The sequence below is a fragment of the Streptomyces sp. NPDC001153 genome, assembly GCF_053598315.1.
In genome coordinates this window covers 1-24,917 of sequence record NZ_JBSFJZ010000002.1, presented here as the reverse complement: position 1 = coordinate 24,917, position 24,917 = coordinate 1, and the positions used below count along the sequence as shown (strand labels likewise).

The 24,917-nt window shown below is 69.5% G+C and carries 22 protein-coding genes, 1 rRNA gene and 1 pseudogene; 14 read left to right on the top strand and 10 right to left on the bottom strand.

Going from position 1 to position 24,917, the window contains the following annotated elements; all coding sequences use genetic code 11:
• Nucleotides 1–229 precede the first annotated feature (229 nt).
• The 4 genes and pseudogenes from ACWDEN_RS02045 to ACWDEN_RS02030 form a co-directional block, all read left to right on the top strand.
• On the top strand, nt 230–850 hold the full coding sequence (locus ACWDEN_RS02045; protein ID WP_351615062.1) for a DUF47 domain-containing protein: 621 nt from the start codon (nt 230–232) through the stop codon (nt 848–850).
• 7 nt (nt 851–857) lie between these two features.
• The gene (locus ACWDEN_RS02040) at nt 858–1,856 is read left to right on the top strand and encodes an inorganic phosphate transporter (RefSeq protein ID WP_351615059.1); all 999 of its coding nucleotides are present in this window, start codon (nt 858–860) and stop codon (nt 1,854–1,856) included.
• A 55-nt stretch (nt 1,857–1,911) separates the two neighbouring features.
• Nucleotides 1,912–2,166: a hypothetical protein gene (locus ACWDEN_RS02035; RefSeq protein WP_450856715.1), complete on the top strand. Its 255-nt coding sequence runs from the start codon at nt 1,912–1,914 to the stop codon at nt 2,164–2,166.
• A pseudogene (locus ACWDEN_RS02030) lies at nt 2,163–2,465 on the top strand (hypothetical protein); the annotation flags it as partial. The gene ACWDEN_RS02035 and the pseudogene ACWDEN_RS02030, both read left to right, overlap by 4 nt.
• Before the next feature lie 133 nt (nt 2,466–2,598).
• On the opposite strand, the gene pstB reads toward ACWDEN_RS02030, so the two are convergent.
• From pstB to pstS, 4 genes are all read right to left on the bottom strand, one after another.
• Nucleotides 2,599–3,375 carry a phosphate ABC transporter ATP-binding protein PstB gene (gene pstB, locus ACWDEN_RS02025; RefSeq protein ID WP_351615054.1) on the bottom strand — a complete coding sequence of 259 codons (777 nt, stop codon included), beginning with the start codon at nt 3,373–3,375 and terminating at the stop codon, nt 2,599–2,601.
• A gap of 77 nt (nt 3,376–3,452) precedes the next feature.
• Nucleotides 3,453–4,514, bottom strand: a complete 1,062-nt coding sequence (gene pstA / locus ACWDEN_RS02020) for a phosphate ABC transporter permease PstA (RefSeq protein WP_351615050.1) — start codon at nt 4,512–4,514, stop codon at nt 3,453–3,455.
• A complete protein-coding gene (gene pstC, locus ACWDEN_RS02015) occupies nt 4,511–5,521 on the bottom strand; it encodes a phosphate ABC transporter permease subunit PstC (RefSeq protein ID WP_351615047.1) in 1,011 nt (336 codons plus the stop codon). Before pstC ends, pstA begins: the two co-directional genes overlap by 4 nt.
• 116 nt (nt 5,522–5,637) lie before the next feature.
• Nucleotides 5,638–6,771, bottom strand: a complete 1,134-nt coding sequence (gene pstS, locus ACWDEN_RS02010) for a phosphate ABC transporter substrate-binding protein PstS (RefSeq protein ID WP_351615117.1) — start codon at nt 6,769–6,771, stop codon at nt 5,638–5,640.
• 352 nt (nt 6,772–7,123) lie between these two features.
• Here pstS and ACWDEN_RS02005 point away from each other — a divergent pair, with 352 nt between their 5' ends.
• Nucleotides 7,124–8,680, top strand: coding sequence for an FAD-binding oxidoreductase (locus ACWDEN_RS02005; RefSeq protein ID WP_450856712.1), 1,557 nt, complete (start codon nt 7,124–7,126; stop codon nt 8,678–8,680).
• Nucleotides 8,681–8,710: 30 nt separating this feature from the next.
• On the opposite strand, the gene ACWDEN_RS02000 is transcribed toward ACWDEN_RS02005, so the two are convergent.
• The 4 genes from ACWDEN_RS02000 to ACWDEN_RS01985 form a co-directional block, all read right to left on the bottom strand.
• Complete coding sequence (locus ACWDEN_RS02000; protein WP_351615042.1) at nt 8,711–9,415, bottom strand: phosphatase PAP2 family protein; 705 nt, start codon at nt 9,413–9,415, stop codon at nt 8,711–8,713.
• Between the two features lie 246 nt (nt 9,416–9,661).
• The gene (locus ACWDEN_RS01995) at nt 9,662–10,618 is read right to left on the bottom strand and encodes a bifunctional lytic transglycosylase/C40 family peptidase (protein WP_351615114.1); all 957 of its coding nucleotides are present in this window, start codon (nt 10,616–10,618) and stop codon (nt 9,662–9,664) included.
• Nucleotides 10,619–11,329: 711 nt separating this feature from the next.
• Nucleotides 11,330–12,100, bottom strand: coding sequence for a trypsin-like serine peptidase (locus tag ACWDEN_RS01990; protein ID WP_351615040.1), 771 nt, complete (start codon nt 12,098–12,100; stop codon nt 11,330–11,332).
• A gap of 247 nt (nt 12,101–12,347) precedes the next feature.
• Entirely contained in the window at nt 12,348–13,250 is a 903-nt protein-coding gene (locus ACWDEN_RS01985; RefSeq protein ID WP_450856709.1) for an oxidoreductase, read from the bottom strand.
• Nucleotides 13,251–13,312: 62 nt separating this feature from the next.
• Between ACWDEN_RS01985 and ACWDEN_RS01980 the strand changes: the two genes are divergently transcribed.
• The 8 genes from ACWDEN_RS01980 to ACWDEN_RS01945 all read left to right on the top strand — a co-directional run bounded on the left by ACWDEN_RS01980 (nt 13,313) and on the right by ACWDEN_RS01945 (nt 23,388).
• A complete protein-coding gene (locus ACWDEN_RS01980) occupies nt 13,313–13,927 on the top strand; it encodes a TetR/AcrR family transcriptional regulator (protein WP_351615034.1) in 615 nt (204 codons plus the stop codon).
• A 261-nt stretch (nt 13,928–14,188) separates the two neighbouring features.
• Nucleotides 14,189–15,550: a S53 family peptidase gene (locus ACWDEN_RS01975; RefSeq protein WP_351615031.1), complete on the top strand. Its 1,362-nt coding sequence runs from the start codon at nt 14,189–14,191 to the stop codon at nt 15,548–15,550.
• A 736-nt stretch (nt 15,551–16,286) separates the two neighbouring features.
• Nucleotides 16,287–16,595, top strand: a complete 309-nt coding sequence (locus tag ACWDEN_RS01970) for a hypothetical protein (RefSeq protein ID WP_351213614.1) — start codon at nt 16,287–16,289, stop codon at nt 16,593–16,595.
• Nucleotides 16,596–16,703: 108 nt separating this feature from the next.
• Nucleotides 16,704–17,531 (top strand): hypothetical protein, encoded by an 828-nt coding sequence (locus ACWDEN_RS01965; RefSeq protein ID WP_351615028.1) that lies wholly within the window; start codon nt 16,704–16,706, stop codon nt 17,529–17,531.
• Nucleotides 17,521–18,855 (top strand): hypothetical protein, encoded by a 1,335-nt coding sequence (locus ACWDEN_RS01960; RefSeq protein WP_351615025.1) that lies wholly within the window; start codon nt 17,521–17,523, stop codon nt 18,853–18,855. Before ACWDEN_RS01965 ends, ACWDEN_RS01960 begins: the two co-directional genes overlap by 11 nt.
• Nucleotides 18,852–20,411 (top strand): SCO6880 family protein, encoded by a 1,560-nt coding sequence (locus ACWDEN_RS01955; protein WP_351615022.1) that lies wholly within the window; start codon nt 18,852–18,854, stop codon nt 20,409–20,411. The genes ACWDEN_RS01960 and ACWDEN_RS01955 overlap by 4 nt, the downstream gene beginning before the upstream one ends.
• Nucleotides 20,412–20,425: 14 nt before the next feature.
• The gene (locus ACWDEN_RS01950; protein WP_228626652.1) at nt 20,426–21,838 is read left to right on the top strand and encodes an ATP-binding protein; all 1,413 of its coding nucleotides are present in this window, start codon (nt 20,426–20,428) and stop codon (nt 21,836–21,838) included.
• Between the two features lie 41 nt (nt 21,839–21,879).
• Nucleotides 21,880–23,388 (top strand): type IV secretory system conjugative DNA transfer family protein, encoded by a 1,509-nt coding sequence (locus ACWDEN_RS01945; RefSeq protein ID WP_351615020.1) that lies wholly within the window; start codon nt 21,880–21,882, stop codon nt 23,386–23,388.
• A 33-nt stretch (nt 23,389–23,421) separates the two neighbouring features.
• Here the strand turns inward: ACWDEN_RS01945 and ACWDEN_RS01940 are convergent, their stop codons facing one another.
• Nucleotides 23,422–23,988 carry a GNAT family N-acetyltransferase gene (locus ACWDEN_RS01940; RefSeq protein ID WP_351615017.1) on the bottom strand — a complete coding sequence of 189 codons (567 nt, stop codon included), beginning with the start codon at nt 23,986–23,988 and terminating at the stop codon, nt 23,422–23,424.
• A gap of 54 nt (nt 23,989–24,042) precedes the next feature.
• On the opposite strand from ACWDEN_RS01940, the gene ACWDEN_RS01935 reads away from it, so the two are divergent.
• Entirely contained in the window at nt 24,043–24,594 is a 552-nt protein-coding gene (locus ACWDEN_RS01935; RefSeq protein ID WP_351615014.1) for a cysteine hydrolase family protein, read from the top strand.
• 47 nt (nt 24,595–24,641) lie between these two features.
• On the opposite strand, the gene rrf is transcribed toward ACWDEN_RS01935, so the two are convergent.
• A 5S ribosomal RNA gene (gene rrf / locus ACWDEN_RS01930) occupies nt 24,642–24,758 on the bottom strand.
• Between the last annotated feature and the right edge of the window lie 159 nt (nt 24,759–24,917).

Genomic DNA, 24,917 nt, shown 5'->3' with positions numbered 1-24,917 from the left:
CGCGGGCCTCCATCTCGGGACGAGCTGCGGACTAGCTACGGACACAACCGGGGATACATACCCCTACTGGGTATATGGTAACCAACTTTCCGGGGTAAGGAGCCGTTGGTACGCCCCCGTGCTGATCACTCTGCCCGATGGGCGACACTGGGATGCGGCCCATTAGCCGTGGCCGGATGATGCGCCTAGCATCAGCCTGACCGAAACCGAAGCACCCCGAGGACCCCACGTGCGCTTTCGTCTGACCCCCAGGGAGACGAGCTTCTACGACATGTTCGCCGCCTCCGCGGACAACATCGTCACCGGCTCGAAACTCCTGATGGAACTGCTCGGGGCGGACGGACCTGCCCGGGCCGAGATCGCAGAGCGTATGCGGGCCGCGGAACACGCGGGTGACGACGCCACACACGCGATCTTCCACCAGCTGAACTCCTCGTTCATCACGCCGTTCGACCGCGAGGACATCTACTCCCTCGCCGGGTCCCTCGACGACATCATGGACTTCATGGAGGAGGCCGTCGACCTGGTCGTCCTCTACAACGTCGAGGAACTGCCGAAGGGCGTCGAGCAGCAGATCGAGGTTCTGGCCCGGGCGGCGGAGCTCACCGCCGAGGCCATGCCCAACCTCCGCACGATGGACAACCTCACCGAGTACTGGATCGAGGTCAACCGGCTGGAGAACCAGGCCGACCAGATCCACCGCAAGCTGCTGGCCCACCTCTTCAACGGCAAGTACGACGCGATCGAGGTGCTCAAGCTCAAGCAGATCGTGGACGTCCTGGAAGAGGCCGCGGACGCGTTCGAGCACGTGGCGAACACGGTGGAGACCATCGCCGTCAAGGAGTCCTGAGGCGTCGATGGACACCTTCGCCCTGGTCGTGACCATCGCGGTCGCGCTCTTCTTCACGTACACCAACGGCTTCCACGACTCGGCGAACGCGATCGCGACGTCGGTGTCGACACGGGCGCTGACCCCGCGGGCGGCGCTCGCCATGGCCGCGGTCATGAACATGGCCGGTGCCTTCTTCGGCACCGGGGTCGCCAAGACCGTCAGCGAGGGCCTGATCGAGACCCCCTCGGGCTCGACGGGGATGGGCATCCTCTTCGCGGCCCTGCTGGGCGCGATCACCTGGAACCTGATCACCTGGTACTTCGGCCTGCCGTCCTCGTCCTCCCACGCCCTGTTCGGCGGCCTCGTCGGCGCGGCCCTGGCGGGCGGTACGGCGGTGTACTGGAACGGCGTGCTGGACAAGGTCATCATCCCGATGTTCCTGTCCCCGGTGGTCGGTCTGATCGTCGGTTACCTCGTCATGCTGGCGATCATGTGGCTGTTCCGCCGGGCCAACCCGCACAAGGCCAAGCGCGGCTTCCGTATGGCGCAGACGGTCTCGGCGGCGGGCATGGCCCTCGGGCACGGCCTCCAGGACGCCCAGAAGACCATGGGTGTGGTCGTGATGGCACTGGTGATTTCCGGCCACGAGACGTTCGGCGAGCCGATCCCGGTCTGGGTGAAGATCGTCTCGGCGGTGATGCTGTCCCTCGGCACGTACGCGGGCGGTTGGCGCATCATGCGCACCCTGGGCCGCAAGATCATCGAGCTGGACCCGCCGCAGGGCTTCGCGGCCGAGGCCACCGGCGCCTCGATCATGTTCGGCACCGCGTTCCTCTTCAAGGCGCCGATCTCCACGACCCACGTCATCACCTCCGCGATCATGGGCGTCGGCGCGACCAGGCGCGTCAACGCCGTCCGCTGGGGCGTGGCCAAGAACATCGTCCTGGGCTGGTTCATCACGATGCCGGCAGCAGGGCTGGTCGCTGCGCTGGCTTTCGGCGTGCTGAAACTGACGGTGCTGTAGCCCTTGGTGGGGCACGGGTACGTACCCGTACCCGTGGTGTGCAGAGGAGTCCGAGATGTCCGACGCCAACATCCGTATCCCTGAGGAGGCCCGGGACCGGCTCGCCGCCATAGCGGCAGCCGAAGGGATGTCGCTGCGCGCCTACCTGGTGCGGCTGGCCGAAACCCTGCTCACGCCCGCCGAGCGGGCCGAGCGGGCCGAGCAGGCCCGCGCCGCCTTGACGGAGTGGACCGGCTACGCGCCCAGTCCCGCGGAGGAACGGGACCTCGACAGCGAGCTGGACCGCCGATTGGCCCGGACGGCGGGTTGATCCACCGCGCCCACGTGGAGACCGGCTGGTACCTGTACGCCCCGGCGTGCGCACTGGTCGAAGGCGACCGGTCCCGCCCCGGCACGGCAGAACATCTCGCCGCCCTTCCCGGCATCATCGTCCTGGACCTGGACCTGCCCGCCGCCCTGGCGGTCGCCCGGCAGAACACGTGGGCCGCGGCGCACTGTCAGTACGCTGCTCAGCCCACCCCGGACCGTCCCGACGGGGCGATCGTCGCCACCACCACCCCGGACCGGTGGATCGGCGAGCCGGTGCGTGTGCTGGACCTCAATCCGTAGCGGCCGAACGCAGTGGGCCCGCCCCCGGAAGCCAGGGGCGGGCCCTTCCTGCGTCCTCGCGGTGGCACCGCCATGCAGCACCGCGAGGGGTCCTGGGACACCGGCCTCGGCTCAGCCGAAGCCGGCGCGCCGGTCAGCCGAAGCGGCCCGAGATGTAGTCCTCGGTCGCCTGGACGGACGGGTTGGAGAAGATGCGCTCGGTGTCGTCGATCTCGATCAGGCGGCCGGGCTGGCCCACCGCAGCGAGGTTGAAGAACGCCGTACGGTCCGAGACACGCGCCGCCTGCTGCATGTTGTGCGTCACGATGACGATCGTGAAGCGCTCCTTCAGCTCCCCGATCAGGTCCTCGATGGCGAGGGTGGAGATCGGGTCCAGGGCGGAGCAGGGCTCGTCCATCAGGAGGACCTTCGGCTCGACCGCGATCGCGCGCGCGATGCACAGACGCTGCTGCTGGCCGCCCGAGAGCCCGGAGCCCGGCTTGTTCAGGCGGTCCTTGACCTCGTTCCAGAGGTTCGCGCCCTTGAGCGACTTCTCGACGACGTCGTTCAGCTCGCTCTTCTTGTACTTGCCGTTCAGGCGCAGGCCCGCCGCCACGTTGTCGAAGATCGACATCGTCGGGAACGGGTTCGGGCGCTGGAAGACCATGCCCACCTCGCGGCGGACGGACACCGGGTCGATCCCGGCGCCGTACAGGTCCTCGTCGTCCAGCAGCACCTTGCCCTCGACGCGGCCACCGGGGGTGACCTCGTGCATACGGTTCAGCGTGCGCAGGAACGTCGACTTGCCGCAGCCGGAGGGGCCGATGAACGCCGTCACCGAACGCGGCTCGACGGTCATCGAGATGTCCTCGATCGCCTTGTGGGAGCCGTAGTAGGCGGTCAGTCCGCTTACGTCGATTCGCTTGGCCATGTCTACTTCACTTCCAGATAAGTCTTGTCAGCCGCCGGGGTTGGCCGCCACGCGGCGGTAGCCGCAAATCGATACGGTCAGCGACCGGTCTTCGGAGCCTTCCAGCGAGCGATGCTGCGGGCCACCAGGTTGAGGATCATCACGAAGGCGATCAGCGTCAGGGAGGCCGCCCACGCACGGTCGTACGCCGCTCCGGAACCCGCGCTGTTGGCGAACTGCTGGTAGATGTACAGCGGCAGCGACGCCTGCGCACCCTCGAAGGGGTTGTTGTTGATGAACGGGTTGCCGAAGACCAGCAGCAGAACCGGCGCGGTCTCACCGGCGATGCGGGCGATCGCCAGCATGATGCCGGTGGTGATGCCACCGAGGGAGGTCGGCAGGACCACCTTCAGGATGGTGCGCCACTTCGGCACGCCGAGCGCCAGGGACGCCTCACGCAGCTCGTTCGGGACGAGCTTGAGCATCTCCTCGGTGGACCGGACGACGACCGGCATCATCAGGATGGCCAGGGCCAGCGAACCGGCGAAGCCGAACGGCTGCATCTTGAAGATGAGCATCAGCGACAGGATGAACAGACCCGCGACGATCGACGGGATACCGGTCATCACGTCGACGAAGAAGGTGACGGCCTTGGCGAGCCGGCCGCGGCCGTACTCCACCAGGTAGATCGCGGTCAGCACGCCGATCGGGGCGCCGATCAGGGTGGCGAGGCCGACCTGCTCCAGGCTGCCGATGATGGCGTGGTAGATGCCGCCGCCGGGCTCGGTGTCGGCGACGACACCCATGGAGTGGGTGAGGAAGTAGACGTTCAGGACCTTCACACCGCGTGCGACGGTCACCCAGATCAGGGAGACCAGCGGCACCACGGCGAGCACGAAGGCGACCCAGACGAGGCTGGTCGCGATGCGGTCCTTGGCCTGCCGGCGGCCCTCGACGCGCGCGGCGATCACGTACGTACCGAGGACGAACAGGACCGCGGCGATCAGACCCCACTGGATCTTGCTGTCCAGGCCGGCGGCCAGGGAGATGCCGACGCCCAGGGCGAGGGAGCCCGCGGCGATCGCCCAGGGCGACCACTTGGGCAGGCTGGCGCCGCGCAGGGTGCTGGGGCGCTTGTCGGTGACGGCTGCGGTGCTCATGCGTTGGCCCCCGAGTACTCCGCACGGCGGGCGATGATGAGCCGGGCCGCGCCGTTGACCAGCAGGGTGATGACGAACAGGACCAGACCGGAGGCGATGAGCGCGTCCCGGCCGAACTCCGTCGCCTCGCTGAACTTGCTGGCGATGTTCTGGGCGAAGGTGCCGCCGCCCGGGTTGAGCAGGCTGGCGTGGATGATGAAGTCGGGGGAGAGCACGGTGGCCACGGCCATCGTCTCGCCGAGCGCGCGGCCGAGGCCGAGCATCGACGCGGAGATCACGCCGGAGCGGCCGAAGGGCAGCACGGACATGCGGATGACCTCCCAGCGCGTGGCGCCGAGGGCCAGGGCGGCCTCCTCGTGCATGCGCGGGACCTGGCGGAAGACCTCGCGGCTCACGTTGGTGATGATCGGCAGGATCATGATCGCGAGCAGGATGCCGACGGTGAGCATCGAGCGCGGGGCGCCCTGGTCCCAGGAGAAGACGCCGGTCCAGCCGAAGAAGTCGTTGAGCCAGCCGTAGAGGCCGTTCATGTGCGGGACGAGGATCAGCGCGCCCCACAGGCCGTACACGATGGACGGCACGGCGGCGAGCAGGTCGATCACGTACGCGACGGGACCGGCGAGCCGGCGCGGTGCGTAGTGCGTGATGAACAGCGCGATGGAGACCGCGACCGGGACGGCGAGCAGCATGGCGATGACCGAGGAGACGATCGTGCCGAAGGCCAGTACCGCGATGCCGAAGGTCGGCGGGATGAGGTTGGTGTTCCACTCGGAGGTGGTCAGGAAGTTGCCGTGGTCCTTGCCGATCGCGAGGGAGGCACGGTAGGTGAGGAAGACCGCGATCGCGGCCATGATCACCAGCAGCAGGATGCCGGACCCACGGGACAGGCCGAGGAAGAGGCGGTCACCCGCGCGGGTCGCGCCGCGGGCGTTGCGCTTCTGCTCGGCCAGGGTGGGCTGAGGCGTGGGGGGAGGAGGTGTGTCCGTCTTCTTGGTCGATATGTCCATCGGGTTCTCCGGTCTGCTGAGCCGGCCGCCCCTGGCGGGGCGGCGGCTCCTGGCGGCGGTGCACCGGACGGTGCGGCCCGGGCCCTGTCGGGCACGGGCCGCACTTTCGGATCAGGTCAGCTCAGGCCCTCGACGGTGGTGCGGACCTTGCTGATGATCGCGTCGGGAACGGGCGCGTAGTTGATCGTGGAGAGGATCTTCTGGCCGTCCTCGCTGGCGATGTAGCGCAGGAAGGCCTTGGTGGCGGGCAGGGTGTCCGCCTTGTTGCCCTTGTCACAGACAATCTCGTACGTCACCAGGGTAATCGGGTAGGCACCCTCGGCCTTGGTGGCGTAGTCCAGCTTCAGCGACAGGTCCTTGCCGGTGCCGACGACCTTGGCGGCCGCGATGTCGGCGGTGGCGGAGTCGGTGCTGGGCGCGACCGGCTTGCTGGCACCGGTGTTGATGGAGACCGCCTTCAGGCCGTCCTTGACGTAGGACAGCTCGAAGTAGCCGATGGCGCCGGAGGTCTGCTTGACCTGCTGGGCCACACCCGCGGACTGCGGAGCGGACTGGCCGCCCTTGGCCTGCCAGGCCTTGCCGCCGGAGTACTTCCAGTTGTCCGGGGTGGTGGCGATCAGGTACTTGGTGAAGTTGTCCGTGGTGCCGGACTCGTCCGAGCGGTGGAACGCCTGGATCTTCAGGTCGGGAAGCTTCGCCGACGGGTTCAGCTTCTTGATCGCCGGGTCGTTCCAGTTGGTGATCTTGCTGTCGAAGATCTTGGCGATGGTCGGGGCGTCCAGGACCAGGTTGTCGACACCCGGGACGTTGTAGCCGAGGGCGATCGGGCCGCCGACCATCGGCAGGTCGATGCCCTGGCCGCCGGAGCAGACCTGCTTGGAGGCGGTGACCTCGGCCGGCTTCAGCGCGGAGTCGGAACCGGCGAAGGCCAGCTGGCCCTGGGTGAAGGAGGTGACACCGGCGCCGGAGCCGCCGCCCTTGTAGTTGATCTGCACGCCACAGGCCTGGGAGAACTCCTTGACCCAGGCGTCGATCGCGTTCTTCTGCGCGGAGGAGCCGTCTGCGAGCAGCTGGCCCTTGGCGTTGTCACACTTGATGGAGGAGGCGTTGGTGGAGCCGGACGGGTTGCCCGACGCCTTCGAACCGCCACCGTTGTCGTTGGAGCCGCACGCCGTCAGGGCCAGGGTGCCGGTCACGGCGATCGCACCGAGCGAAAGGGCGCGCAGCCGGTTCTTGCGCTGAAGCATCACTTTCAGGAGTTCCTTCCAGGAGCCGCCGCTGTCCGGCGGCGTGCGAGGTATGGAGGAGCGCGAGCGCATATAGGGCCGCGCTCCGCACCGTGCACGGCCGAAATTAGGCAGAACAGGTGAAGCCGCCGATGGCCGGAAGTGAACGGCGGGTGAACCCCTGCCGTCGGCCCGGTTAGGTCACGGAATGCTCACGGGGAGGGCACGCAGAGGTTCCGACGCCCGGGTTACGCGCACACGTCTTCGACGTTCGATTCCCTGTGTGCGAACTGTTACGAACCAACGTACCCGCACGGCCGTCTCACCCCACGTAGGACCAAGGGGGTCCACGGAAAGGCGACACGGGACGATGGGCATGGAACGGCGTACGTTCATCGCGGGCGGCACGGCCGTACTGGCCGCGACCGCACTGACCGGCTGCAGCTCGGGCGCGGGCAGGTCCACCGCCTCGGCGAGCACGGGCTCATCCTCGCTCACGTCTCTCAAGACCACCAGCGAGAACGCCGCCGCGAACTGGACGGCTCTCGCCCATGACCTGGACGGCACCCTGGTCCGGCCCGACGAGGCGACCTGGACGACGGCCCACCAGCTGTACAACACCCGCTTCGACACCCTGAAGCCCGCCGCGGTGGCCTACGTCGCCCACGCCGACGACATCCGTACGACCCTCGCCTACGCCCAGGCCCACGGCGTGCGGGTCTCCATACGCAACGGCGGCCACTCCTACGCGGGCTACTCCTCCGGCGACAACCGCCTGATCCTCGACGTGTCCCGGCTGAACCGCATACGCGTCTCCGGCGGCCAGGCCGTCGTCGGCGCCGGCTCCAAGCTGATCGACGTCTACCGGGCGCTGGCCGCGAAGGGCGCGACCATCCCCGCGGGCTCCTGCCCCACCGTCGGCGTCTCCGGCCTGGTGCTCGGCGGCGGCCACGGCGTCGCCTCCCGCGCCTACGGCCTGACCTGCGACAGCCTCACCCAGGCGACGGTCATCACGGCCGACGGCACCCAGGTGACGGCGAACGCCTCGACCCACTCCGACCTCTTCTGGGCGCTGCGCGGCGCGGGCAACGGCAACTTCGGCGTCGTCACCGAGCTGCAGTTCAAGACCCACCCGGCGCCGCAGGCGGTGACGGCGTACATGACATGGCCCTGGTCCAAGGCCGCGGGCGTGCTGAAGGCCTGGCAGGAGTGGGGCCCCGGCCAGCCGGACGAGATCTGGTCCTCCCTCCACCTGGAGTGCTCACCGGGCCGCACCCCCAGCATCTCCGTGGCCTGCTTCTCCCTCGGCACCTACGGCGAACTGCAGAACGCCGTGGACCGCCTGGCCCACGCGGCCGGCGCGAACGCCTCCTCCGTCACCCTGCGCCGCCGGGGCTACGAGGAGGCGATGGAGATCTACGCCGGCTGCTCCTCCTTCTCCGCGGACGCCCAGTGCCACCTGCCGGGCTCCACCCCCGGCCGTTCCCCCCAGGGCCGCCTGGGCCGGGAGACGTACGCGGCCCGCTCGGACTTCTTCGACCGCTCGCTGTCGGCGGCGGGCATCCAGACCGTGCTGCGGCAGATCGGCTCGGTGCGGGGCGGCGCGGGCAGCATCGCCTTCACTGCCCTCGGCGGCGCGGTCAACCGTGTCTCCCCCACGGCGACGGCCTTCGTCCACCGCCGCTCCCGGATGCTGGCCCAGTACATCGCGTCCTGGGGCGCGGGAGCCTCCGGCGGCACGGCCCAGTCCTGGCTGACCTCGGCCCACCAGGCGATGGCCCCGTACGCCTCCGGTGCGGCGTACCAGAACTACGCCGACCCGACGCTGCGGGACTGGAAGAAGGCCTACTACGGGGACGCGGCGACCCGGCTCGCCCAGGTGAAGAAGCAGTACGACCCGCAGCGGTTCTTCTCCTACGCGCAGGGGCTGTAGCCGCTGGGAAGGGGTGCCTCCTCGGCAGCCCTACGCCGCCAGGTCCCGTTCCTCCGACTCCAGCGAGGAACGGGTGCTCGGCAGCACCGCGTCCCGGCCGGCCGGCGTCGCCGCCCGCCGCCGTACGATCCACCCGGCCCGGGGCGACCGCTCCACCGCCCGCATCAGCGGGGTGAGCAGCGCCATGGCCGGCGGGGACAGCAGCAGCGCGACGGCCGTACCGAGCGCGAAGCCGCCGACGACGTCCGTCGGGTAGTGCACGCCCATGTAGACCCGGCAGAAGCCCTCCAGCAGGGCGAGCCCGATCCCGGCGACGCCGAAGCGGCGGTTGGCGACGAAGAGGCCGACGCCCAGCGCCATGGTGATGGTCGCGTGGTCGCTGACGAAGGAGAAGTCGGTCTTGCCGGGGACGAGGACGTCCAGCCCCTGGTGTTCGACAAAGGGGCGGGGACGTTCCACGAAGCCGCGGATCGGGATGTTGACCAGCACCGCGATGCCGGCCGCGAGCGGCGCCCACAGCAGCGCGGCGACGCAGGACGCGGCATCCTCGGCGCCCCGGCGCCGCACGGACCACCAGCACCACAGCACGAGCAGCACCATGGCGACCAGCAGTCCGTACTCGCCGACGAACTCCATGACCCGGTCGAACCAGTGGGGCGCGTCCTTGGCCAGGCCATTGATGTCGTAGAGCAGCTCGACGTCGGGGTTCGATCCGGATTCGGCGAGTACAGCCATGGTGCTGCGGCCCCTTCGTCGGCTACCGGACGCACCTCGTGTGCGCCGCTCCTACCCCCGTGGTTCGTAGATCCGCTTCCGCTGCACTGCCGCACTGCCCGTACTGACGTCTGCTCGGCTACGTCAACAGGAACGCACGGTCCCCATCAATACGTTCCACTCTCCACTGAATGATCACGCAGACGTTATCGAAGAGAGACTCATCATCGCAGCTCAGGTGGGTGTTTCACGCTGGGTCACATCCTGTCAAACCGTCGTGGGGAGCGCTTTTGCGCCATCTTCGGTGACGCGCGTGGCGCCGAAGTAGTCCGGCAGGTCGATCGGATCGAACCGGATCACGGCCCCGGTCCGCGGCGCGTCGATCATGTACCCACCGCCCACATAGATCCCCACGTGGTGGATGGCCCGCGAATCGCTGCGGTCGGTGGAGAAGAACACCAGGTCACCCGGGAGGAGCTGGTCCCGCGAGGGATGCGGACCGGCGTTGTACTGGTCGTTGGCCACGCGCGGCAGATCGATGCCCACCTTCGCGTACGCGGCCTGCGTCAGCCCCGAACAGTCGAACCGCCCGCCCTGCTCGGCCGACCCCTCACCACCCCACAGATAGAGCGTCCCCAGCTTGCTCTGCGCGAACGCGATGGCACCGGCGGCCTGTTGGGTGGGATCGATGCGGCTCACGGGCGCGGCGAAGCTCTGCGACAGGCTCCGGATCCGCTTGACGTAGTCCTGCGTCTCGGTGATGGGGGGAACCCCGCCGGCCTTTATCACGCGATAGGCACCGGCGTTGTAGGCGGCGAGCATGTTGTCGGAGACGTTGCCCGGCACGTCCTTCACATACTTCGCCAGCTCGCAGTCGTACGAAGCGGCCGACGGAATCGCGTCGTTGGGGTCCCAGATGTCCCGCTTGCCGTCGCCGTTGCCGTCGATGCCGTGCGTGGCCCATGTGCTGGGGATGAACTGGGCGATGCCGCGCGCGTCGGCCGGGCTGACGACCGTCGGGTTCCAGCCGCTCTCCTGGTACAGCTGGGCGGCGAGCAGCGCGGGGGTGAGCGCCGGGCACAGGTTGCCCCACTTCTGCACGAGCGACTTGTAGGCGGCCGGTACGGCACCTTTGGCGAGCCCCCGGCCTCCCGAGGTGACTCCGTTGACGAGGTTCCCGGCGACGACGTACACCCCGATGACGAGCAGCATGACGAAGCCCATGCCGAGCCCGACGGCCGCCCCACCGATCACCCATACCTTCCGCACGGTTCAACTTTCCCCCATGCGACGACGGTTCAAGGCGGATTCGGCGTGATGTGGCGTCATTTCACAGCGAACCCGACGCACATGACGCTGCCGCTGTCGCCGGGTGTGCGGATGCGGTGCCACTGCGGGTCCGGTACCTGCCCCGGAAGCCGGTCCTCACCCGGTGTTCCCGCGTGAGGACTCTGCCGCTCCTGTCTGTCCGACGAGGGTCGATCAGGCTGGGCCCACAGGCACTCCGGACCGCCCGTGCCGTCTCCGCCTCGCGCCGGGGCCGGGCCAGGGCCCCGGAAGGGCCGCTGCCCCGTCTTCCCTGTTGGTGCGGTGGGCCTACAGCGCCCCCTCGGTCATCGACGCCCGTTCGGCCCGCTCAGCGGTGTCCCCTTCAGGGACGTCGTCCCGCCCACCGCGTTCTCCCTCTCCGCGCCGACCGGTGTCGTCCCGGCCGGCATGCTTCAGCAGCCTGTGCCGGCGCCGGGTCGCCCAGCGCGCGGCGGCGGCAGCGGCGACGAAGGCGGCGGCCGAGAGGCCGGCGGTGAGTGCGACGGAAGAGACGGACGGGAAGACGACTCCATTGGCGGCGATCCGCTGGCCGAACGGCAGGCCGGCCGGACTGCGGCTGACCCCAGGTGCACCCCCGGCAGCAGCCGCTTTCCCACCGCCCGCACTTCAAGGATCGCCGATCGCGTCCTTGTACAACTCGGCCGCCCGGCTGCCGAGCACCACGCTGTACGACACGTCGTCGGTCGAGCCGCCCTCCTCGTGGCCGCCGAGGATGCCGACGACCTGCTGGTCACCGTTGATCCAGGGGCTGCCGCTGGTGCCGCTGGTGAGGGAGGGGCAATCAATGCGCTGCTGGGTGCTGCTGTGCGCGGTCGGCTTGTTGGTGCAGCTGACGGGTACCTCGCGGGAGTCGGGGTAGCCGGTGACGGTCACGGCGGTGGCCCCGGTGGCCGTACCGGGGGTGAACCGATTCCCTCCCACGACGTCCTCGATCCGCCTGCCGTCCAGGTCGTCGACGGTGACGAGGGCCAGATCGCTGTCCTCGTCCTGGTCCTTGGACCAGCCGTCGGGCAGGTAGCGCTTTTCGACCTTCCACACCCCGTACGGCGCCTGTCCGTCCCGGTAGCCCGGCACGAACACCAGATCGCTGTCGGCCTCGCCCACGCAGTGCGCGGCGGTGACGAGGAGGTTGCCCCGCGGGCTGTGCACGACCGAGGCCGTGCAGAAGTGACCGCCGGACAGGTCGTCGGCCCGGTCGGCGCCGAACAGCGCGCCGATCCGCGCCGTGTGCCGGGTCGCGGCGGCATCGGCGGTGACCCCGAGGGGCCCCGGCCCGTCATCGGCGGCCGCTACGGACGCCGAGGTCAGGGCGAGCATCACCACGGCCCCGAGCAGCGCGGGACGCGAGGTGACCGTGATGCGTGAGATGCGCTTCATCAGTGCTCACTGTCCCCCACGAACGTGAGAATCCCGCTGCGACTTAACTGAGATTTTCCTGTGAAACCTCCCGTTGGGCGCCCGGCGTGCCCGCAATCATGCTCCGACCAGCCGCGATTACGTTCCGTCGCCTCCAACAGGGATGGTGCGGGGGGTTACTGCGCCATGTGGGTGACAAGGAGGGTGGGACACCCGTGACTGCCGATCAGAAAGCCGTCATGGCGGCAGCTCGGCATGGACAAGCACGTCACAGTCGGCCGGCCGGCTTCAGGCTCCATTCCACTCCGGTCAGCTCCTCCGACAGGGTCCACAGCCGCCGGGCCGCCTGTGCGTCACCGGCCGCCCGGCTGCGGCCGACGAGCGTGGGGGCGCCGCGCATCTCCCCGAGGCCGCCGGGGCCGACGTACGCCGCCCCGGGCAGGTCCTGGCTCGCGGCGTACAGGGTCGGCAGGGCGCCGGCCTTGTCGCTCTGGGCGAACAGCCTGTTGCCGATCTCCATGACACCCCTCATCAGGGGGTTCGCGTGGTGGCTCTGGAGGTTCGTGGCGGCCCAGCCGGGGTGGGCGGCCAGGGCCCGCACCGGGGAGGCGGCCTCGGTGAGGCGGCGCTGGAGTTCCAGGGTGAACAGGAGGTTCGCCAGCTTGGACTGGGCGTAGGCGCGGGTGGGGGTGTAGCGGCCCCGCAGGTTCACGTCCTCGAAGTGGATCACTCCGTCGCCACCCCGGTGGAGGCTGGAGGACACCGTCACCACGCGGTCCGTCACATGCGGCAGCAACAGGTTCGTCAGCGCGAAGTGGCCCAGGTGGTTCGTGCCGAACTGCATCTCGAAGCCCTGCTTGGTGCGCTGCTCCGGCAGCATCATCACACCCGCGTTGTTGATCAGCAGGTCCAGCGGGCGGTCCCAGCCGGCCGCGAACTCCCGCACCGAGTCCAGATCGGCCAGGTCCAGGCGGCGCACCTCGGTGCTGCCGCTCACCTTCGCCGCGGCGGCGCCGCCCCGCGTGAGGTCCCGTACGGCGAAGACCACATGCGCTCCGGCGCGGGCCAGCGCCTCGGCGGCGACGAAGCCGATGCCGCTGTTGGCGCCGGTGACGACGGCCGTACGGCCGGTCAGGTCGGGGAGCTGGGTCGCGTTCCATTTATCGCTCATGGCTCCAAAGTAGGCATCGACAACAATGATGTCAATGACAACATCGGGGTACGATGGTCCGCATGCCGCGCCTGTCCCCGTCACCGACGAACCGCCCCTATCACCACGGAGACCTGCGCGCCGCCCTGCTCAAGAGCGCCGAGCGCACCCTGCGCGAGAAGGGCGTCGGCGCGCTCTCGCTGCGCGAGCTGGCCCGGGACGTCGGGGTGAGCCACGCGGCCCCCGGCCGGCACTTCAAGGACAAGCAGGCGCTCATAGACGCCCTCGCACTGGACGGGTACGAGCGCCTGAACCAGGCCCTGGGCACCGCCGCGGCACGGCCCGGCCTCACCTTCGAGGGACGCATGGCGGCGCTCGCGCGGGCCTACCTCGGCTTCTCCGTCGAGAACCCGGAGCTGCTGGAGCTGATGTTCGCGCGCAAGCACGCGCCCGACAGCTCCGCCCAGCTCGCCGCCGCCGTCGACGAGTCCCTCGGCTCCTTCGCCCGGATGATCGCGGAGGCACAGGAGCAGGGTGAGATCGTCGCCGGCGACCCCGAGCGGATCACCATGATCGCCGCCGCGAGCCTGCACGGCCTGGCCGCCCTCATCGCCGCCTGCGCGCTCGACGCCGAGGAGGCCATGAGCGGCCTGGACGAACACGTCCACCTGCTGCTCCACGGCCTCAAGCCCCGGTGAGCCCGCCCGGGCCGGCCGTTCCCCCTCTGTACGGGACCTGTGCCCCGGGTCAAGCGGCCCCCAGCACAGCGCCAGCACACAGCCATTGATCAGCAATCCCCCAACCGCCTTGAGTAACGCGGGAGTCAGAATTCCGAAAGCCACTTGTTGTCGCGTACTCAACAAGGCGATGGTCGTCGCGGGCCGCCGCCCCCACCGGTCACCCACCGGTGGACCCCCACACCCGCAGGCCTCTGTCCACCACTTCCAGGAGGCTGTACCTTGCGTACGACCACCCCCACCTCCCCCCACATACGCGGCAGATGGCGCCGCGTCGGGTCGGCCGCCGCGGCCACCGCCGCGCTCCTCGCCGCCGGTGTGACCACCGCGGCCCACGCCGAAGCCGCCACCGCACCCCACAAGGTGAGCGCCAAGGCCGTCGCCGCCCAGGTCGCCAAGGCCCATGTGCGCTACGAGAAGGCGTGCGGCGCCACTCCGAAGAAGGGCTTCGCCGCCTGCGACGCCCTGCGCGTCACCGGCGGCACCACCGCCTTCATGGAGAAGCAGGCGGCCCTGAAGGGCATGACGCCGAAGACCGTCTCCCCGAAGGCCGCCTCCGACTCCCCCACCGGCTACGGCCCGAGCGACATCCAGTCGGCGTACGGCCTCACCTCCGCCGCGTCCTCGAACGGCTCCGGCGAGACCGTCGCCATCGTCGACGCCTACGACGACCCGAACGCCGAGTCCGACCTCGCGGCCTACCGGTCGTACTACGGCCTGCCGGACTGCACCACCGGCAACGGCTGCTTCAAGAAGGTCGGCCAGACCGGCTCCACCACCTCGCTCCCCTCCGCCGACAGCGGCTGGGCCGGTGAGGAGTCGCTCGACCTCGACATGGTCAGCGCGACCTGCCCGAACTGCAACATCCTGCTGGTCGAGGCGAAGTCGGCGTCCGACGCCAACCTGGGCACGGCCGTGAACGAGGCCGTCAAGCTGGGCGCCAAGTTCGTCTCCAACAGCTACGGCGGCTCGGAGTCGTCGTCGGACACGTCGTACGACACCTCGTACTACAAGCACCCGGGCGTCGCCATCACCGCCAGCGCGGGCGACGGGGGCTACGGCGCCGAGTACCCGGCCGCCTCCCGGTACGTGACCGCCGTCGGCGGCACCAGCCTGTCCACCTCCTCCGACAGCCGCGGCTGGACCGAGTCCGTCTGGAACACCTCCAGCACCGAGGGCACCGGCTCCGGCTGCTCCGCCTACGACGCCAAGCCCAGCTGGCAGACCGACAGCGGCTGCGCCAAGCGCATGATCGCCGACGTGTCCGCCGTGGCCGACCCCGCCACCGGCGTCTCCGTCTACGACACCTACGGCTCCGACGGCACCGGCTGGAACACCTACGGCGGCACCAGCGCCAGCGCGCCGATCATCGCCTCGGTCTACGCCCTCGCCGGCACGCCCGGCAGCACTGACTACCCGGCCCAGTACCCGTACAACGCGGCCGGCACCTCCGCCCTGAACGACGTGACCAGCGGCAGCAACGGCACCTGCGACACGGACTACTTCTGCACCGCCGGGTCCGGCTACGACGGCCCGACCGGCTGGGGCACCCCGGAGGGCACCAGCGCCTTCTCCGCGAGCTGATCCACCCGCACGACCACCCCGTCGGGTCACGGGGAGCCGCCGAATGAGGGGGACGTGGGGTCCCCTCGGCGGCACGGAGAGGAAGACGGGCCACGGCAGCCGGCCGCGGCCCGTCTTCCCTGTCCAACTCCCGGCGCGTGACCCGAGAGTTGAGCGTGACCTGCGAGTCGAACCCCACCGGCCTCCAGTCGGCCTGGGCGCGAAGTACGTCTCCAACGTCTCCAAACGCCTCCACCGGCTGCGGCGGCTACGGCGGCTACGGCGGCTCCGAGGCGTCGTCGGACACGTCGTACGACGCGTGAAGGACGAGCAGCACCGAAGACTCCGGCCGCTCGGCGTACGACGCCGAGCCGGCCTGCCGACGGACACGGGCCGCGGCAAGCGCACGATCGCCGACGCCTCGGCGGTGGCCGACCCGGCGGCCGGGGCTGTGTCCGGTTTCCCGCCCCCGCCCATGAGAACATCATCTCGACGCCTCACCCGACCAGCCGTCAGAAATCGTGCCAGGTCGTAAAGGACGACAACGACCGAACCACACGACAGGTTCCGGTCGGACCTCGTTGCCCGGCGTGACCTGCCGTGATACACAGAGTGACCGTACGTGCCATTCGTACGAAACCCGCCAGTCAATGACGTCAAGTCGACATGCGTTGGCGAGGTTGTCGGCGACAATGAGGCCTGACCTCTGCACACCGCAGGGGACCAACGGAACTACCCACCAGGGGCGGTGACTTACATGCTCTTTGCGGCCGACAAGGGAAACATCAACACCATCATCGGCGGAATCGCTCCGGACTGGGGCCCCTTCGGCAGCCTGGGCAACGAGGCGAAGGTCATGATCGAGGTGGTGATGGCGGTCGCCATCCTCCTCTGCCTCGGCATCGCGGTATGGGGCGCCGCCAAGCAGCGCATCGGCGCCACGGCCCTCCGGGACACCTTCAGCGCCGAGCAGGGCAAGGGCCTCATCATCGCCGGTCTGACCGGGGTCTTCATCATCGGCTCCCTCGGCACCCTGTTCACGATCGTGTACGGCATGGCGGTCTGAGTCCCCTGAAGGTTGCGTCTCCCTGATGTCGAGTCACCACACCGCGCCCGCGCGGCAACCAGCACGGCTACCGTCGTACGCCTACGAGGGTGAGGGAGCGCGCACGCCATGACCTCCGGAGACGACCAGGCCTACACCGACTACGGCGACACGGGCCACACCCGCACCCGCCTCCCCGAAACCGACCCCTACGGCGGCGCCCCCCGCCGCCCCACCCGCTCCTCCTCCCGCTCCCTGATCACGGTCGTCGGCGTAGTCGTCCTCCTCATCGCAGCGATCGCTTTCGCCAACCGGGGGGACCAATCGTCCGGGGGCGGGTCGACGGCCAAGGGCTCCCAGCCACACACGTCGTCCACCGCCGCCACGGGCACGCGACCGGTGGACGCCAAGACCGGCGGTATCCCGTCGGGCTTCGCGCATACGGAGCAAGGGGCGGAGAGTGCGGCGGCGAACTATGCGACGCTCCTCGGCTCTGACGGTATGTTCAACAACGTCCGGCGGCACCAGATCGTGCAGACCATCGCCGATCCCAGCACCGTGAACAGTCTCCAGTCGGGATTCGATGCCGACTACTCGGCTGCGTTCCTGAGGAAGATCGGGCTCAACAACGACGGCAGTGCACCCGTGGGCAGCACGTTCGTGGATCGCACGATGCCGGTCGGCACAAAGGTGACGTCGTACAACAGCGGCGCCGTCACGGTCGAGGTCTGGTGCAACGGCCTCTTCGGCATCGCCGGCGAAGGTTCAACCAACCCGGTGACCAGCAGTTGGTTCACCGTGGCCATGAAGTTGCGCTGGATCAACAGTGACTGGAAGGTCCTGGAATCCACCCAGAAAACCGGTCCCACCCCCGTCGCCGGTGACAACCCTGTGTCCGGGGCCGACGAGATCAGCAAGGCGGTCCAGGAGTTCGGAGGCTTCACCTATGCCCGGTAGCCAGCACCGCACGCTCAAGCTCACCGGCCTAGTGGCCGCCGTACAGACCACGGTCGTACTCCTGGCCTCACGCGCCGCCGCAGCCCCCAACCCGACACCCTCCAAGAGCAACGACCCCTGTTCGCTAATCGCCGGGCCTGCCAAGAAGTACTGCCAAAACGACGGCGGCGGCTCCAAGTCCGGCGTGACCGGGCCCACCAACAACCCCCTCACCGACACCCTCGACCCCCTCTCCTCCCTGGCGAAGGGCTGCGCGGACGCCGCCACCTGGACCATCGACAAGCTCAGCAAGGCCGTGAAGGAGACCGCCAACGTCGACTTCACCAACCCCAAGTTCCTGCAGCAGTACGCGATCGTCTTCGCCGCGTCCACGATCCTCACGCTCCTGCTGTGGCTCCTGGCCGTGGCCAAGCGGGCCGTGCGCGGCGTGCCGCTGACCACCGCCATCTCGGAAGCCGTCGGGTTCCTGTGGCTGACGGTGCTCGCCTCCGCCTTCACCCCGCTGATCCTGTACACGGTCGTGTCGGCCACTGACGGCGTCACGGACGTCCTCGCCAAGGCCACCGGCGACCAGGCCGACACGTTCTTCGGCACCTTCTCCGGCGCCCTCGGCAAGGGCACCGACATCGGCGGCGGACCGATCATGCTGATCGTGGTCTCCCTGGTCAGCATCCTCGCCGCCGGCGTCCTCTGGCTGGAGCTCGTCATCAGGGCCGCGCTCCTCTACGTCGGCGCCCTCCTCGGCACCGTCGTCTACGCCGGCCTCGTCGACAAGAACCTGTGGGGGCACGTCCGCCGCTGGGCCGGGATCATGATCGCCGTGATCCTCGTCAAGCCCGTCATCGTGATCGTGCTCGGCCTCGCCGGGGCCCTGTCCAGCGGCAACGGCCCCGACTCCTTCTCCGCCGTCGTCTCCGGCCTCGCCATCATCCTGCTCGCCATCTTCGCCAGCGCGATGATCTACCGCTTCGTCCCCGGCTTCGGCGACGAGATCGCCAACGGCCGCAACAACCGCATCATGCAGGGCGCCGAGAGCAAGGCCGCCGCCGTCATCAGCTCCCCCGCCACCCTCGTCGCCCAGGGCATCAAGACCCACAGCTCCCGCGCCGACAACAACGCAGCCGGCGGAGGACAGACCGGCGGCAGCACCCCGCGCCCCGCCAACCCCGCCACCGGCGGCGTCGCCGCCCACAGCAGCCGTACCCCCACCGGCGGCGGAGCCGTCCCCTCCGCCGCGCCCGCGCCCCGCGCGCCCAGCCCCGCCAACACCCCGCACGCCGGCAACACCCGCAATATCAACCGCACGGGAGGTGAAGGGCGTTGACGACCGAGTCCCACCTGTCCCATCCGGTCACGCCCCGCCGTACGTATCTCATCGGCCGCGCCCGGCCGAACGCGATCATCGGCCGGAACCGCGAGTCCGGCGAGATCGCGCTGATCGTCGCGGGCGCGTTCCTCGGCATGATGTGCGGCCTGCTCGTCCCGGTCCTGTCCCTGCGCATCGTGCTGCTGACGGGCTTCCCGCTGCTCGCGCTCGCCGCGGTCTACGTGCCGTACAAGCGCCGCACCTTCTACAAGTGGTTCGAGATCAACCGCAGCTACAAGCGCGCCGTCAAGGGCGGCCAAGCCGTCTACCGCTCCGGCGTCATGGAGGCGGGCACGCGGCTCGACGGGCGGGAGGTGGAGGTCGGCCCGCCCCCGGGCATCGGCCGCATCACCTGGCTCGCCGCCCCCTTCGGGCCCGACGAGATCGCCGTACTGCTGCACGCCGACCGCAAGACCGTCACCGCCGCCATCGAGATCGAAGGTCCCGGCGTCGGCCTGCGCGACTCCGAGGACCAGGAGGCCCTGGTCGACCGCTTCGGCACGCTCCTCAAGCACGTCGCCAACGGCGACGGGTTCGTGACCCGGCTGCAGATGCTCGCCCGCACCCTGCCCGCCGACCCCGACGCCCACGCCAAGGACGTCGCCCAGCGCGGTGACACCCGCTCCCCCGGCTGGCTCCAGCAGTCGTACGACCAGCTGCAGTCCATGGTGTCCACCAGCAGCGAGCAGCACCGCGCCTACCTCGTCGCCTGTATGACCTACAACCGGGAACTGGCCGCCGAGGCACACGCCATGGCCCGTGCCGTCCGCGCCCGCGGCGGCAAGGTCGACCGCGACGCGGGGCTCGCGGTGGTCATGGCCCGTGAGCTGACCGACATCTGCTCCCGCCTCCAGGAGGCCGACATCCGGGTCCGCCAGCCGCTGGGCCAGGGCCGGCTCGCCTCCCTCATCCACTCCATGTACGACCCGGACCACCCCATCGACCACATCCAGGCGATGACCAAGCGCAACGCCTGGCCGGCCGAGCTCGACGCCATGGAGCCCACCTATCTCCAGGCGAAGACGAGGGAGTCCGCCACCCGCGCGCCCTGGTGCCACGCCACGGCCTGGGTGAAGGAGTGGCCGATGACCCCGGTGGGCGTCAACTTCCTCGCACCCCTCCTCGTCCACACCCCGGACGTCATCCGGACGGTCGCGGTGACGATGGATCTCGAACCCACCGAGGTAGCCATCGAACGCATGCTGACCGAGAAGACCAACGACGAGGCCGAAGCCTCCCGCGCCGCCAAGATGAACCGCACCGTCGACCCGCGCGACGTCGCCGCGCACAACCGCATCGACCAGCGCGGCGAGGACCTCGCCAGCGGCGCCGCCGGCGTCAACCTCGTCGGCTACATCACCGTCTCCGCCCGTACCCCGGAGGCCCTCAACCGCGACAAGCGCACGATAAGAGCTTCCGCCGGCAAGTCGTACCTCAAGCTGGAGTGGTGCGACCGAGAGCACCACCGCGCCTTCGTGAACACACTTCCCTTCGCCACCGGCATCCGAAGGTAGGGGCTGATTCACCGATGCGGGATCCGCTGTCCGTCCTCACCGACGCCTTCACCTCCTTCCTCTTCGGGAAGGTCGAGACGACCCGGCCGCCGGTGCGCACCTCCACGGGCCAGGCCCAGGCCGTCTATCTGCCCACGGCCGCGCCCGGCCTCGGCGACTCCGGCGTCATCATCGGCCGCGAGGTGTACTCCGGCAAGGGCTACATCTACGACCCCTTCCAGCTCTACGGCCAGCAGCTCCCCGCCCCGCACTGGCTGGTCCTCGGCGAGTCCGGCAACGGCAAGTCGGCCCTGGAGAAGACCTACGTCCTGCGCCAGCTGCGCTTCAGGGACCGCCAGGTCGTCGTCCTGGACGCCCAGGGCGAGGACGGGGTCGGCGAATGGAACCTGATCGCGGAGGAGCTGGGGATAACTCCCATCCGGCTCGACCCCACGGCCGCCCTGAACCACGGAATCCGGCTCAACCCCCTGGACCCGGCGATCACGACCACCGGCCAGCTCGCGCTGCTGCGGACCATCATCGAGGTCGCGATGGGCCACGGCCTGGACGAACGTGCCGGCTTCGCCCTCAAGGTCGCCCACTCCTACGTCAACGAGTCGATCCTCGACCGCCAGCCGGTCCTCTCCGACATCGTCGAGCAGCTACGGCACCCCGAGCCGGAGTCGGCCGAGGCGATGAACGTCGCCATAGACGACGTACGGGCCTGGGGCCTGGACGTCGCCCTGGTCCTGGACCGCCTGGTCGACGGTGACCTGCGCGGCATGTTCGACGGCCCGACGACCGTGGGGATCGACCTGGACGCCCCGCTGATCGTCTTCGACCTCTCCCACATCGACCGCAACTCCATCGCCATGCCCATCCTCATGGCGATCGTCGGCGTGTGGCTGGAGCACACCTGGATCCGCCCCGACCGCAAGAAGCGCATCTTCCTGGTCGAGGAGGCCTGGCACATCATCAACAGCCCGTTCGTGGCCCAGCTGTTCCAGCGCCTGCTGAAGTTCGGCCGCCGGCTGGGTCTCTCCTTCGTGGCGGTGGTGCACCACCTGTCCGACGTCGTGGACGGCGCCGCGGCCAAGGAGGCGGCGGCGATCCTGAAGATGGCCTCCACCAGGACCATCTACGCCCAGAAGGCCGACGAGGCCCGGGCCACCGGCCGGGTGCTGGGTTTGCCGAGGTGGGCCGTGGAAATCATCCCGACACTGACGCCCGGCATCGCCGTATGGGACGTCAACGGCAATGTCCAGGTGGTCAAACACCTGGTCACGGAGACGGAACGCCCGCTGGTCTTCACCGACCGCGCGATGACCGAGTCCTCCAGCGACCTCACGGCCGACGACGCGCTGCGCGCCGCCGAACTGGAGGCCGAGCAGCGGGCGGCGGCCTTCGTGGAACAGCACCTGGGCGACTCCGAGTCGACGGTGGCGTAGGCGCAGGGGCCGGAGCCGGGGCAGAGGCAGGGGAGGAACGGGTGAGACCGGACGCTCGCGACCGCCGCGAGGATCGCCGGGAGGGCCAGGGCGGCATCCCCGACGGCCTGCTGGTCGGCGTACTCGCCTTCCTCCTCGGCATGACCGTGCTGGTGTGGACGGCCACGGGCCTCGCCGCCCTCTTCGCCAAGGGCGCCTGGCCGCACGGCGTCACCTTCACCCGCACCCCCCTCGCCATGCGCCACCTCATCGGCGCACCTCACGACATCACCGGCGCCTGGCCCGACACCCCCGCCGCCCGGCTCTCCGGCTGGGGCCTGTTCTGGGGCCTGTTCATCGGCCAGCTGATGGTCCTGTTCGTCCTCACCGTGTTCGTGATGGGAGCGGTGGCGAGATGGCGGGCGGGCAGAGCGCGGGCGCGGGCCCAGAAGGCGATGCCGACGGCTCCGGAACGGCGGTACGAGGTGCCGGTACCGCGTTCGGAGCCGGAGCCGACGCAGGCCCTCCCGGCCCCGCAGCCCAGGGCGACCCCGCCGGACCCGGCACCGCAGAAGCCCCTGGCCCCCCTCTCGGCCGACGGTGAAGCCGACGGTGAAAGGGTGGACGGCTGGGAAACCACTCGCCCCGAAGGCCCGGTGCTCTACGCCCCACCCGCGGCCCGCCGCACGGCCGCCGCGCAAGCCGTACGCGACGCGGAAGGCCCCGCCCTGGTCGTCACCTCCAACCCCGCCCTCTGGTCCGAGACGAAGGACGCCAGAGCCAAACTCGGCCCCACCCTCCTCTACGACCCCACCCACCTCTGCGACACCCCGGCCCGCCTCCACTGGTCCCCCACCACCGGCTGCGAGGACAAACAGACCGCGCTGAGCAGAGCCACCGCCCTCCTCGGACCCGTACAGCCGACGGCCAGGATCGACCAGGCCGTGGCCGACACCGCAGTGACGCTCCTGCGGAGCTACCTCCACGCCGCCGCCCTGGAGAACCGCACCATCCGCCACGTCCACCGCTGGTCCCAGGGCAACCAGGTCCAGGACGCCGTACGGACCCTCCGTACCCACCCCAAGGCCGCCCCCGGCGCCGCCGGCGAACTCGAGGCCGCGCTCACCGCACACCCCGAACGCCGCGACATCGCCCAGGAGCTGACCAGCCGAGCCCTCTCGGCCCTGTTCACCGTCAACATCCGCGAGGCCTGCACCCCCAGCCGAACTGATGCGCTCGCCTTGGATTCCTTCGTCCACGAAGGGGGCACGCTTTATGTGGTCGGTGAATCCATCGAGGACCCCCGGAGCAACCCCGGCGCGATGCCGCTCCTGACGGCCCTCGTCTCCAGCGTGGTCGAGCGCGGCCGGCGCATGGCCGAACGGTCATCCTCCGGTCGGCTCGACCCACCACTCACCCTCGTGCTGGACGACATCGCGGCCGTGGCCCCCATCCCGCAGCTCCCCGAGCTGCTGGCCACCGGCACCGACCAGGGCCTGCCCGCCCTCGCCCTGCTCCGCTCCCGCGAACAGGCCCGCTCCCGCTGGCCGCACCAGGAACTACCGGTCTAGGACAGGTCCAGGACGGGTTTCCCAGGACAGGTCTTAGGACCGCCACTCCAGCACGAACTCCACCTCGTGCTGCACCTGGTCCCGCACGAACGGCACGATCACCCCGCTCGGCACGAACCCCGCCTTGCGGTAGGCGCTCTGGGCCCGGTCGTTGTCCTCGTGCACCAGCAGCCGTACGCGCTCCGAGCCCCGCTCCCGCGCCCACTCCACACCGGCGTCGAGCAGGGCCTTGATCAGCCCGTTCCCCCGGTGCTCGGGCCGGACGTACACCCCGACCACATGCCCCTGCCGGCGCTCGACGGCAAGCCCGGCCCAGTCCTTCGTCCCGGCCTCCTCGATGAGTACGGTGACCGAGCCGGCCCAGGTCCCGTCGGAGGCCTCGGCGATGAACTGCCGCGCCGCCGTGGACCCCTCACCGGAACCGACGGCCCGGTCCTGCCAGAAGGAGTCCGCCTTGGCGGCGCCCTCCTCGTAGGTCTCCAGGAAGGCGAGGTGCGCGACCGGGTCCCGCAGGGCTTCCAGCCGCAGCTGCTTCACTCGGGGCCAGTCGTCGGGTCGTATGGCTCGGATGACGTAGTCACCGATGGTCGAGGTGCTCATGGGGGCCACCGTAGTGCCGGCCCGTTGTCAGCGGCATCCCATATTGTGCCAGTCATGACAACACTGTCCCAACGCCCGCACACCGCCCTGCTCGTCATCGACGTCCAGAACGGCGTGATGGTGCCGAGCTCACCGCACCGCGACGGCGTCATCGCCAACATCAGCACCCTCGTCGACAGGGCCCGCGCGGCGGGCGTCCCGGTGATCTGGGTGCAGCACCAGGACGAGGACCTGGCGCCGGGTACCGAGAGCTGGGAGTACGTCCCGCAACTGAAGCGCCTCGATTCCGAGCCCCTCGTCGCCAAGAGCTACAGGGACTCCTTCGAGGACACCGACCTGGAGTCCGTCCTCGCACAGCGCGGAGTGGGCCGCCTTGTCGTCACGGGGGCCCAGAGCGACTTCTGTATCCGCTCCACCCTGCACGGCGCCCTCGTGCGGGGCTACGACGCCACGCTGGTCGCCGACGCGCACACCACGGAGGACCTCACCGAGTACGGGGCGCCGGCCCCGGAACAGGTCATCGCCCACACCAACCTCTACTGGAGCGGCCAGAATGCACCCGGCCGCCGGGGCGGAATCGTCAAAACAGCCGAAGTCACCTTCTGAAATGCAGAAAGGCCCACGCCTTCCGGCGTGGGCCTTTCCCAAGAATTGTTCGGCGGTGTCCTACTCTCCCACAGGGTCCCCCCTGCAGTACCATCGGCGCTGTGAGGCTTAGCTTCCGGGTTCGGAATGTAACCGGGCGTTTCCCTCACGCTATGACCACCGAAACACTATGAAACTGTGAACGCCGCACCACCCTCACCGGGCGGGGCTGTTCGTGGTTTCAGAACCAACACAGTGGACGCGAGCAACTGAGGACAAGCCCTCGGCCTATTAGTACCGGTCACCTCCACCAGTTACCTGGCTTCCAGATCCGGCCTATCAAC